This window comes from Williamsia serinedens, from assembly GCF_024171725.1.
In the GTDB taxonomy this organism is placed as follows: Bacteria; Actinomycetota; Actinomycetes; order Mycobacteriales; family Mycobacteriaceae; genus Williamsia_A; species Williamsia_A serinedens.
Genome location: NZ_JAMTCG010000002.1, coordinates 250729 through 262628 on the forward strand (window position 1 = coordinate 250729; position 11900 = coordinate 262628).

The 11900-nt window shown below is 70.4% G+C and carries 6 protein-coding genes; all 6 read right to left on the reverse strand.

The window, feature by feature from the left end:
- Positions 1 to 10 precede the first annotated feature (10 nt).
- The 6 genes from LX12_RS04660 to LX12_RS04685 all read right to left on the reverse strand — a co-directional run bounded on the left by LX12_RS04660 (position 11) and on the right by LX12_RS04685 (position 11822).
- Positions 11 to 1561 (reverse strand): acyl-CoA carboxylase subunit beta, encoded by a 1551-nt coding sequence (locus LX12_RS04660; RefSeq protein ID WP_253653861.1) that lies wholly within the window; start codon positions 1559 to 1561, stop codon positions 11 to 13.
- Between the two features lie 52 nt (positions 1562 to 1613).
- Positions 1614 to 6977, reverse strand: a complete 5364-nt coding sequence (gene pks13, locus LX12_RS04665; RefSeq protein ID WP_253653367.1) for a polyketide synthase Pks13 — start codon at positions 6975 to 6977, stop codon at positions 1614 to 1616.
- A gap of 26 nt (positions 6978 to 7003) precedes the next feature.
- Complete coding sequence (gene fadD32, locus LX12_RS04670) at positions 7004 to 8899, reverse strand: long-chain-fatty-acid--AMP ligase FadD32 (RefSeq protein ID WP_372504926.1); 1896 nt, start codon at positions 8897 to 8899, stop codon at positions 7004 to 7006.
- A gap of 270 nt (positions 8900 to 9169) precedes the next feature.
- Positions 9170 to 10171, reverse strand: a complete 1002-nt coding sequence (locus LX12_RS04675; protein WP_253653368.1) for an LLM class F420-dependent oxidoreductase — start codon at positions 10169 to 10171, stop codon at positions 9170 to 9172.
- A gap of 130 nt (positions 10172 to 10301) precedes the next feature.
- A complete protein-coding gene (locus LX12_RS04680) occupies positions 10302 to 11285 on the reverse strand; it encodes a cutinase family protein (protein ID WP_372504927.1) in 984 nt (327 codons plus the stop codon).
- 3 nt (positions 11286 to 11288) lie between these two features.
- Complete coding sequence (locus tag LX12_RS04685) at positions 11289 to 11822, reverse strand: DUF732 domain-containing protein (protein ID WP_253653369.1); 534 nt, start codon at positions 11820 to 11822, stop codon at positions 11289 to 11291.
- Positions 11823 to 11900: the final 78 nt, after the last annotated feature.

Sequence of the window (11900 nt, forward strand, 5' to 3'; positions counted from 1 at the left end):
TGTCCCGGGGTCAGACGGGCATGAGCAGCGACTTGCGCGGCGTGCGGAAGGTGTCCTTGTCCCGCAACTGCGCCAACGCCTTCCGCAGCTGCAGCCGCGTCTGCGACGGCTCGATCACCGCGTCGACATAGCCGCGCTCGGCCGCGAGGTACGGCGTCGCCATCATCGTGTTGTAGAAGTTGATGAAGTCGGTACGAATCTTGTCGGCCTCGTGCGGCGTGGCGTTCTCCGTCTGCCGACGCGTCAGGATCGCGGCGGCCGACTCCGCACCCATCACCGCGATCTTCGCCGTCGGCCAGGCGAAGTTGATGTCGGCCCCGAGCTGCTTGCAACCCATCACCGCGTAGGCGCCGCCGTAGGCCTTGCGGACCACCACGGTCACCTTGGGCACGTCGGCCTCGACGTAGGCGAAGAGGAACTTGCCCGACCGGCGGATCGTGCCCTTCGCCTCCTCGGCGACACCCGGCAGGATCCCCGGGGTGTCGACGACGAACACCAGCGGGATGTTGAAGGCGTTGCAGATCCGCACGAACCGCGTCGCCTTCTCCGAGCTGTCGGTGTCGAGGACACCGGCCATCACGCTCGGCTGGTTCGCGACGACCCCGACGGCGCGGCCGTCGACACGCGCGTAGCCGGTGATGATGTTGGGCGCGAAGATCTCCGAGACCTCGTGGAAGGCGCCGTCGTCGAAGATGCGGATGAGGATGTCGCGCATGTCGTACCCGGCGTTGTCGTTGTCGGGCAGGAAGTCGTCGAGCAGGCGGTCGCTGTCGGTGACCTCCGGCTCGAGACCGGGGTTGATGACCGGCGGCTGCTCGTGTGCCGTGGACGGCATGTACTGCAGGTACTCCCGCACCCACTCGAACGCGTCCTGCTCGGTGTCGGCGACGTGGTGGATGTTGCCCCAGCGCGCCTGGTTGTGCACACCGCCGAGATCGTCGGCGTCGATCTCCTCGCCCGTCGTCTGCTTGATGACGTCCGGGCCGGTCACGAACATGTAGCTCTTGTCCTTGACGCCGACGAGGATGTCGGTGTTCGCCGGGGTGTACACGGCGCCACCCGCGCACTTGCCCAGGATGATCGAGACCTGCGGCGCCAGGCCGGACAGCAGGTCGTTGCGGCGGCCCATCTCGGCGTACCAGGCCAACGAGGTGACGGCGTCCTGGATGCGTGCGCCGGCCGAGTCGTTGATGCCGACCATCGGGCAGCCGATCTTGCCGGCCCACTCCATGATCGCGGACACCTTGCGGCCGAACACCTCTCCGACGGTGCCGCCGTACACGGTCTGGTCGTGGCTGAACGCGGCGACCGGTCGACCGTTGACGAGACCGTGTCCGGTCACCACGCCGTCGCCGTACCCGGTGGAGTCGCTGCCCGACATCTTGGCGAGCTGACCCATCTCGACGAACGTCCCCGGGTCGAAGAGCATCCGCAGGCGCTCGCGCGGCGACGGGATCCCCTTCGCGGCACGCTTGGCGTCGGCCTTCTCGCCCCCGGGGTTCTCCGCGACCCGCAGCTTCTCGCGCAGGTCGGCCAGCTTCGCCGCGGTGGTGTCCATCAGTCGCTGTCTCCTGTCGGTGATCGGTGGGACCCCTGCGGATCCCACCGGCTCATCATGCGCTCGCGTCGGCGGTCAGCCGGGCCAGACGGGCCGAGAGGTCCGCCCCGATCCGCGACACGTACGGCTCGTCGATCATCGCGATGTGGTCGCCGCCGATGTGCACGATCTCCAGATCGTCGACGACCTCGCCCCAGCGTCCGTCCTCGGGGATGTCGGCCCAGCGCGGCTCCAGCTCGATCGCGCCGTCCTGCATCTTGTCCGCGCGGTACAGCACGACCTTGCCGTCGAACACGCCCGGCTCGATGGTCGAGAGCGCGCGGTTGTCGAGGAACGACGTCCGCTGGTGCTCGATGATCCCGCCGGGGATCTTCGCGTTGCTCATCTGGAGCAGTTCCATGACGATGCGGAACTGGCCCTCGTCGTCGGCGTCGACCAGACGGTCCATCGGCACCGGCACGTCGTCGACGCCATAGGTGCGCTTGGCGAACGCCATGTACCGCTCGAGGCGGTCCCGCTTCTCCTCGGTCGTCTCCTCCGACGAGCCGTTGGGCCGGACCGCGTCGATCAGGGCGACGAACGCGACGTCCTTGCCCAGCTCCCGCAGCTTCTGCGCACATCCGTAGGCGAGGGCTCCGCCCAGCGACCAGCCCGCGAGGATGTACGGACCGTTCGGCACGACCTCGAGCAGCTTCGGCAGATACTGCTCGACGCGCTCCTCGATGGTCCCCTCAACGCGGTCGAAACCGATCACCGGCTGATCCTCCGGCAGCCGCTTCAGCAGCGGCTCGTAGGCCATCGACGACCCGCCGGCCGGGTGGAACAGCAGGAGCGGAGGCTGTGTCGAGCCGTCGACCGTGCGCAGGTACCGCACGAAACCGTCGACCGCGCCACCCTCGAGATGCTCCCGCACGTAGGACGCGAGGTCCTCGATGGTCTCCGAGTCGAGGACGTCCTCGATGTCGATCTCACCACCGGCACGCTCCGACAGACGCGCGGTGAGCTGCTCGGCGGTCTCCTCGTCGAGGACGGGCAGCTTCGTGAAGATGCCGCCCGGCGACGACCCGGTGACCTTCGTCCACACACCGAACGTCAGACGCTCGGCCGCGTCCCGCGGGGGCACGTCGGCACCGGCGGCAGCCGCGACGGCAGCCTGGTCGACCAGGGCCGCCGGCGACGGCGCCGACGGGGCCGGCTCGGCGGCCGGCGCGGGCTCCGCCACCGGCTCCGGTGGTGCGGAAGGTGTCTCGGCAGTCGCCGGGGTCTCCGTCGCAGCCGGCTCGGACGTCGGCGCCGCGTCGATCAACTCGGCGATCGCCGCGGTGTCGAGCACGGCACCGTCGCCGCTCTCGGCGATGGCCGCGACCTCGTCGCGGTGCTCCACCGCGTAGGTCACGAACTTCACGACGTCACGCAGGTCGGCCTGTCGCATGGCCTGCAGCTGCAGCTGCGGGATGTCGAACTCGTACTCGACGCGGTTCTTGATCCGCACGGCCATCAGCGAGTCGAGACCCAGCTCGATCAACGGGATCTCGCGCGGCAGGTCCTCGGGCTCGTAGCCCATGGACTCCGCGACGATCAGCGCGACGCGGTCGTCGACGGACTGCCCGCTGTCCGGGCTCCACCGCTGACCGATGTCCTCGACGATCTCCGACTCGGTGACGACGCGCTCGTCGACGAAGCCCGACGCGCGGGCGGCCTCACCGGGCGACTGCTCGGTCGCGCCGGGGACGGCGGCCGGCTCGGCGGCGACCGGTGTCGCGCCGAGCGCGGTGCCCGTGACCACCGCGTGCATCAGGAGCGTGAACGACGAGCCGTCCTTGGCGTGCACCTGCAGCGACCCGCCACCGGGATGCGCGGTGAAGGTGGTGGTCAGCGTCCCCGCCGCGGGGATCTCGGCGTACTGCTCGGCCGCGCCGACCGACACGTCGGTGAGGACCTGCCCGGCCGCCGCGCCGACGAGGGCGCGCGGATCGGCGACCGCCGCCGCCGACACCTCCCAGGCGTGGCGTCCGTCCGGCAGCGCGACGTGCGCGCCCGGCACGCGGTCCGCGCCGCTGCCGCCACCGATACGGGTGCGCAGCCAGTACTCCTTGCGGTCGAAGCGCGTGCGCGGGATGTCGGCGTACTCACCCGCCCCGAAGAGGCTGGCGACGTCGACGGCGTGGCCGTGCACGTACAGCTTCATCAGCGCGGTGACGACGCCGAGGCTCTCGTCCTCCTTGCGGCGCAACGTCTCGATGAGCTCCGCGTCGTGCAGACCGGCGTCGAAGGTCACCGCGGCGACCGAGATCAGGACGGCGGGGTTCGGCGACAACTCCAGGAACGTGCGGTGCCCGTTCTCCACCGACTTCGCGATGGCCTGCGAGAACCACACGCTGTGCCGCAGGCCCTTGGTGAAGTACTCGATGGTGTGGACCGGCTCGGATCCCGGGCGGTAGAACGTCTCCCGGTCGATCGAGCTGTAGAAGCCGACGGTCGGACGCAGCGGCTCGATGCCGGTCAGCTCGTAGGCGAGCTCACCGAGCAGCGGGTCCATCTGCGACGTGTGGCTCGCACCCTTCGTCTGCAGCTTGCGGCCGAGCTTGCCCTCCGACTCGGCGCGGGCGACGATCGCGTCGACCTGGGCCTCCGGACCGCCGATGACGGTGTGGGTCGGCGCGGCGTAGACGCAGATCTCCAGGTTCGGGTAGTCCTCGAGGACCCCGGTGATGTCATCGGCGCTGTACTCCACCAGCGCCATGAGGCGGATGTCGTCGCCCTCGAGCATCGACTCGCCCTCGCCCATCAGCCGCGAGCGCTGGCAGATGACGCGGGTGGCGTCCTCCAGCGACAACCCGCCGCTGATGTAGGCGGCCGAGGCCTCGCCCATCGAATGCGGCACCAGCACACCGGGTTGCGCGCCGTGGTGACGCAGCAGCTCGAAGAGACCGACCTGGATGGTGAAGATGCCGACCTGCGCGGTCTCGATGCCGTAGGTCTGGGAGTCGTCGAGGAACATCTCGACGATCGAGTAGCCCAGCTCGTTCTGGACGAACTCGTCGACGCGGTCGAGGGTCGCCGCGAACACCGGGTTCTCGCCGTACAGCTGCTTGGCCATCTTGCGGTGCTGGCTGCCGAAGCCCGACAGCAGCCACACCGCGGACGCGGGATCCGGTGAGTCGCAGGAGAACACGAGCGGCGACGCCTTGCCCTCGGCGACGGCGCGGACGCCCTTCACGGCCTCGTCGTGATCGTGGGCCATGACGACGGCACGGCTCCGGCCGTGGTTGCGATGGGCCAGTGCGCGACCGATGTCGACCAGCGACGCCGCGCGCCCCTCCTCGGACTCGAGCCAGTCGGCGAGGTCGGCGGCGGCCTTGCGGCGCCGCGACGGCAGGAACGCCGAGATCACCAGCGGGACGACCATGCCCTCACGTGTGACCGGGGCGTAGTCGGCCAGCGGATCGGCCTGGGCGACCGGGGTCTCCTCGACGGCGGGCGTCGAGGCCGCGAACATCCCCATCGCCGCCTTCTCGGCGTCGGTGAGGAACTCGTCGTCATCGAGGTCGTCACTGAGCTTCGCTGATGACGGATCGAGGTCGTCGTCGACGTCGGCGGGACTGGTGGCCTGCGGGGCGACCGCCGCGATCTCCTGCGCCGGGGTCTGCTCGGTCGGCTCGCGCAGGTCCTCCGGCAGCACCTCCCGCACCACCACGTGGGCGTTGGTTCCGCCGAAGCCGTTGCCGGACACGCCCGCGACGGCGTGCCCGCTGTAGCGCGGCCAGTCGGCGGCCTCCGGGATGACCCGCAACCGGGTGGCCTCGAACTGGATGTACGGGTTCGGCGCGGTGTAGTTCAGCGACGGCGGGAGCTTGTCGTTCTGCAGCGCCAGCACGAGCTTGATGAGCCCGGCCGACCCGGCCGCCGCCTCGAGGTGACCGAAGTTCGTCTTCGCCGAACCGAGCAGCGCCGGCTTGTCGGCGTCACGACCGCGCCCGACGACGCGTCCCAGCGCGTCGGCCTCGATCGGGTCGCCGAGGATGGTGCCGGTGCCGTGGGCCTCGATGTAGTCGACGGTCCGGGGGTCGATGCCGGCGTCGCGGTAGGCGGCGCGCAACACGTCGACCTGCGCCTCCGGATTCGGGGCGGGCAGGCCGTTCGACCGGCCGTCGGAGTTGACCGCGGATCCGGCGACGATCGCGAGCATGGTGTCACCGTCGCGGCGGGCGTCGGCGACGCGCTTGAGGATCACGACACCGCCGCCCTCGGCGCGGATCATGCCGTCGGCGTCGGCCGAGAACGCCTTGATGCGACCGTCTTTCGCCTGCACGCCGATGCTGTCGAACCCGAGCGTGGCCGCGGGCGACAGGAGCATGTTCACGCCACCGGCGACGCAGACGTCGGTCTCACCCGACCGCAGGCTGCGCACCGCCTGGTGCACGGCGACCAGCGACGACGAGCACGCGGTGTCCATCGCGATGGACGGTCCGCGGAAGTCGTAGAAGTAAGAGACGCGGTTGGCGACGATCGACGTCGACGTACCGGTGAGCGCGTACGCGGCGGTGTCACCGTTCGACTCGGGGTCGGCTACGGCCATCATCTGGTAGTCGTTCGTCGAGCTGCCCAGGAACACGCCGACCTGTCCGCCGCGCAGGTCGCTCGGCGGGATGTGGGCGTGCTCGAGCGCCTCCCACGTCAACTCCAGTGCCAGACGCTGCTGCGGGTCGACCATCTCGACCTCGCGCGGCGACATCTGGAAGAAGTCGGCGTCGAAACCCTTGACGTCGTCCAGGTAGCCGCCGTGGACGTTCGACTCGGCGAGCACCTGCGCCAGACGCGGCTCGGCCCGGAACTCGGTCCACCGGTCCTCGGGCAGGTCGGAGACACCCTCCCGCCCGTTGATCAGCAGGTCCCAGGTCGACTCCGGGGTGTGGCCCGCCTTCGGGAACCGCGTCGCGACACCGACGATCGCGATGTCGTCGTCGGCGGCACGCTCGCGCAGGTAGAACTGCGCGTCGGCGTCGGTGTCGGCATCCGCGTCGGGGTCGCCCTCGATGATGCGCTTGGCCAGCGAGGCGATCGTCGGGTGCTGGTAGGCGACGGTCGCCGTCAGCAGGACACCGGTCTTGTCCTCGATGTCGGCGGCCATCGCGACCGCGTCGCGGGACGCGAGACCGAACTCCTCCATCGGGCGGTCGTCGGAGATCTGTTCGACGGGCAGCCCGGTCGCGGTCGACACCCACTGCCGCAGCCAGTCCCGCAACTCGGCGACGGTCAGGTCACCGGCCGTCTCGCCGGCGGTGCCGTGGGGGCTGTCGGCGACGGTCGTCGCCTCGTCCCCGGTCACCGGTTCGGGACCCTGCCCCGCGGGGCGCACGGCGTCGTCCGGGTCCCCCGTCCCCTCCGAATGTGCTGCGCCGGTGTTCAGTTCAGACATCTCGTCCTGTCGATCGGTCTCGCGTGTCAGTCGTCGGTCGGCGCGTCGGGGAACGCGGTCTGCGTGTACCCCCCGCGCAGCGTGCCGTCGATGTAGGCGTTCTTGCAGGCGGTGTGGGCGATCTTGCCGCTGGACGTCCGCGGGATCGACCCCGCCGGGACCATCAGCACGTCGCGGGCCATCACACCGTGACGCTGGGCGATCGCGGCGCGCACGGCGTCGGCCACCTCCTGCGGGTCCTGGCGCTTGCCGGTGTTGCGCTCGCCGACGATCACCAACTGCTCGGAGGCGTCGTCGGGGTCGTGCTTCATGCCCGACGAGGCGTTCGCGAACACCTCGGGCGACAGCTGGTTGGCCGGCACCGCGAACGCCGCGACGAACCCGGGGCGCAGCGCCGAGGTGGCCTCCTGCGCGCTGTACTCGAGGTCCTGCGGGTAGTGGTTGCGGCCGTCGACGATGACGAGGTCCTTCACCCGGCCGGTGATGAACAGGTCGCCGTCGTACCAGACGCCGTAGTCACCGGTCCGCAGCCAGCGGTCCGGGAACTGTGCGCCCGCGGCGTGGCTGCCGCTCTCCAGCGGGTGCTCGAGGACGTTGCGGAACGTCTTCTGCGACTCGTCGGGACGACCCCAGTAGCCGTGGCCCAGGTTGATGCCGTTGAGCCAGATCTCGCCGACCACGCCGTCGGGCTGCTCGCTCGCGGTCTCGGGGTCGACGATGGCGGCCCACTGACTCGCCGCGACCTGGCCGCAGGCCACCTGGGCGACGGCGTTCGGTGCCGACTTCTCGACGACGGTGAACTTGCCGGCGTTGAGGTCGTCGCGGTCGACGTAGATGACCTTGGGTTCGCGGTGCCGCGGCGGCGCGGAGACGAACAGGGTGGCCTCGGCCATGCCGTACGACGGCTTCATCGCGTACTTCGGCAGGCCGTAGGGCTCGAACGCATCCCGGAACTTGGTCATGGAGCTGACGGTGACCGGCTCGCTGCCGTTGATCAGTCCGATGACGTTGCTGAGGTCGAGTTCCTCGCCGTCACGCGGCAGGCCGCGGGCGGCGGCGTGCTCGTAGGCGAAGTTGGGGGCGGCGGCGAAGGTCTCGGCACCGTCGGCCGCGGCGGCCAGTTCCTTGATCCACCGGCCCGGGCGTCGCACGAACGCGGCCGGGCTCATGATGGTGATGTACTTGCCGCCCAGCGCGGGGACGATCACCGTCAGCAGGCCCATGTCGTGGAACATCGGCAGCCAGGTGACACCGCGCGAGTTCTCGTTCAGGTCCAGGGCGTTGATCATCTGCAGCGCGTTGGAGCCCACCGACTCGTAGGTGATCTCGACACCGGCGGGGGTCCGGGTGGACCCCGACGTGTACTGCAGGTAGGCCACGTCGTGCTGCTTGGGCGTGGGGCGCTTCCACGTCTCGCCGACGGAGTCGGGCACGGCGTCGACGGCGATGACGCGCGGGCGCTCCTTGGCGGGCAGCGGCTTGAAGAAGTCGCGGACGGCCTCGGCCGACTTCGTCGCCGTCAGGATGACCTTCGGCGAGCAGTCGCCGAGCACCGCGTGCAGCCGGTCGGTGTGGCCGGGCTCGTCCGGCGAGAACAGTGGGACCGCGATGCTGCCGGCGTACAGGGAGGCGAAGAAGCCGATGACGTACTCCAGCGACTGCGGCGCGAGGATCGCGACACGGTCACCCGGGGAGCTGACCTGCTGCAGGCGCGCGGCGACGGCCCGCAGCCGCTTGCCGAACTGCGCCCAGGTCAGGTCGATGGCCTCGCCGTCGCGCTCTCGGCTGTAGTCCATGTAGCGGTAGGCCAGGGTGTCGGCCTTCTCCACCACGTTGCGTTCGACGTAGTCGACGAGCGTGTCCTCCTCGGCGATGTGGAGGTACCCGTTCTCGTCGAGGAAGTCCGAGAACTCACGCTTCATCAGTACTCCTGTTGACATGTTCCGCCCCGTCCCGTCGCGTCGCGTGTTCGGGGCCGACCGCATGTCGCACCGGCCCTCGATCTCGGGAACCGCGGAGCAGGCACAACGCCCTGACCGTGGACCCGCCCCCCAGCGTTCCCGTGTACGTCCGTGCATGAGTGCGCACATCGGGTACGTGGGGCCCCGACCCCGCGTCGTCCGACTGTGCGACAAACCTTCCGCATAGTACCGGCATGATCGAGGCCTGCGCGGACTGACCCGACAGAGCGGTCACGGCTCGCCCTGGCGCAGGATCGGGATCACCGGGGCGAAGGCGTCCATCTGGGTGGGGAAGACGCCGACGTAGGACATCGTCGTCTGCTCGCGGACCAGCCGGATCTGCTCGGCGATCTCCTCGAACGAGCCGACCATGATGTACGGCGAGGACAGGATGTCGTCGACGGTGAGGTCGGCGTCCTTGGCCATGTTCGGCGGGAAGCCGGAGTCGATCGCCGAGAGCACCATCTCCGCCGTCGACACCCGGTCGTCGGTGACGAGGATCGTGGCGATCGTCCAGTTCAGCTCGATGTCCTCGAACCGCTCCCCCGCCGCCTGCCGGATGCGGTCGACGCGCTCGACCGTCTTCGCCATCGTCATGTCCGACAGCTTCAGACGACCGTCCGGTGTCGAGCCCGTCGCCACGGAGATGATGTCGGCGTGCTTGGCGGCCATCTCGAGCATGCGGGGTCCACCGGCGCCGACCATGATCGGCGGGCGCGGACCCTGCCGCGGCCGGGGCGCACCGACGACCTTCTCCACGTCGTAGTACTTGCCGTGGAAGGTGCACTCCTGGCCGCGCATCAACACGTCGAGGATCGTCAGCGCCTCGTCGACCTGCGCCAGCCGCTCCCCGGGGGTGCCGAACCAGATGCCGGCGGCGTCGAAGTCCTCACGCAGCCACGACGCGCCGATGCCCAACTCGAGGCGGCCCTTGCTCAGGACGTCGATGGTGGTGGCCTCCTTGGCCAGCACGACCGGGTGACGCAGACCCGCGGCGAGCGTGGTGGTGGCCAGACGGATCGTCGAGGTCGCCTGGCTCAGCGCGCCGAGCGCGGCGAGCGGACCGACCTGGTTCTCGAGGTGGTCGGGGATGGCGAACGTGTCGAAGCCGTACTCCTCCGCCCGCTGCGCCAGCGCGACGAACTTGCGGGCACCGCCCTCGTCGCGGTTGCCCTCACCACCGGCCGCGAAGCGGAAGGGTCGCGGCGAGGAGGTGCTGTCGCTCGTCGTCATCGTTCTCCCGTTCTCGTCGTGGGCGCGCGGAGGCCGTGCAGGCGCAGAACGTGGTCACGATAGTGGCGCGACCGGGGCCGACCCAAACCCGGCGAATCCCTCCGGCGTGCGGTGTCCCCGACCGGGGGCGTCAGTTGTGCTTCGGTCGCGGCGCGTCGGTGATCAGCGACCGCGCCCACCCGAACATCCACCGGGTCGCCGACGCCCCGTCGTCGTCCCAGTAGCGCGTCGTCGCGTACATCGCGTGGACGGGGTTGTTCAGCGCCCCGGCGATCTTCGACAACCCCTCGATCGGGTTGACGATGGTCGGCGAGTCGCAGATCAGGTCACCCGGCGCGCACAACGACCACGTCTTGTCCTTCAGGTCGCCGAAACCCCCCGAGCGGGCGCCGGTCATCGCGATGCCCGGGACGATGCCACCGAACCCGCCGAGCGCGACCTCCGCGCCGACACCGTTCGGGTTCGGACCGACCGACTGCGCCTCGCCGGGCTGCCGGCGGCCGTCGGCGATGAGTCCGACGCCGAGCACCTGGTCGGCCGAGATGGGCCCGCGGCCGTTGCCGATGTCGGAGGCGATGTCACCGGTGATCACGGCGCCCTGCGAGAAGCCCATGAGCACGAAGCCCGTGAGCGGGCACCTGCCGGCCACCCGCTGGATCTCGGCGCGTGCCCGCTGGGAGCCCTGAGCACGCGAGGTGTTGTAGTCCGTCGTACGGTCGGCGGGGTTCGTCGGGTTCCGGAACTGCGCGACGTACGGGACCGTGTAGACGTCGGCGCGCGAGTCCGGGAACGCGTCCTGCAGGGGCTTCGAGATCTTCAGCATCAGGGAGTTCGGGTTCGCCGACGGCGAGTACGGGTCGTCGGTCGCCGACGACTCCCACGTCCCCGGGATGACCACCACCTGCACGTCCGGGCAGTCGGCGGGCTGCGCGGTGGCGCGCGGCGCACTCGACGACGGCGACTGACCGGGCAGACCCGGACCGCCCGGCGACGGGCGCAGCAGTCCGATGATCAGCACGATCACCAGGATGATCGCGATGATCGCGAGAACGGCCACGCCCAGCAGCACCCAGACCCAGGTGCGCCGACGGGACCGCGTACGACGGCCGGCCACCGACTACCCGCAGTACTTGCTGTTCGCGGCGGCGATCACCTTGTCGGCGTTCGCCGACGCCGCGGCGGCGTCGGTGGTGCCGGACCCGACGATCGCGGTGACGAACGTCTTGACCTGCGCCGCCGGGGTGTTCCGCGCCTTCTCGGCGCACACGAACTCCGCCGCACCGAGCGCGATCGAGTTGTCGGGGTCGTTGGGGACGGTGACGCCCTCACGCTTCAGCTCGGCGAGGAACGCCTCGCCCTTGCTGCCCTGCGGGGCCGCCGCACCACCGGGGAAGCCGGCCGGGGCCGAGCTCGTCCCCGACGGCGCCGTCGCCGGCAGCGACGAGCCACCGACCGGTGCGGACGGGTCGACCGACGGGTCCTCCGACGTGGAGGACGACGCCGGCGCGGACGAGGTGACGGCGGTCGTCGCGTCGTCGGAGCTGCTCGCCGGCGCCGAGACCGTCGAGTCCCCGCTGCCGCAGGCCCCGAGCAGGGCCACCGCCGCGATCCCTGCGACAGCTGCTCCGAGACGTACGCGCGTCGTGCCCATCTGCTCCTCTTCTCGTCGGTACCGGCCCGCCAGGCTACCGGCGGGCGGGATCACGCCGGGTGAGCCGGGGGCGGGGGT

Bases quoted from the DNA above. Each gene is read 5' to 3' on its own strand.
- fadD32 (WP_372504926.1), bottom strand. From the start codon at position 8,899: ATGAAGCGTGAGTTCTCGGACTTCCTCGACGAGAACGGGTACCTCCAC.
- LX12_RS04675 (WP_253653368.1), bottom strand. From the start codon at position 10,171: ATGACGACGAGCGACAGCACCTCCTCGCCGCGACCCTTCCGCTTCGCG.
- pks13 (WP_253653367.1), bottom strand. From the start codon at position 6,977: ATGTCTGAACTGAACACCGGCGCAGCACATTCGGAGGGGACGGGGGAC.
- LX12_RS04685 (WP_253653369.1), bottom strand. From the start codon at position 11,822: ATGGGCACGACGCGCGTACGTCTCGGAGCAGCTGTCGCAGGGATCGCG.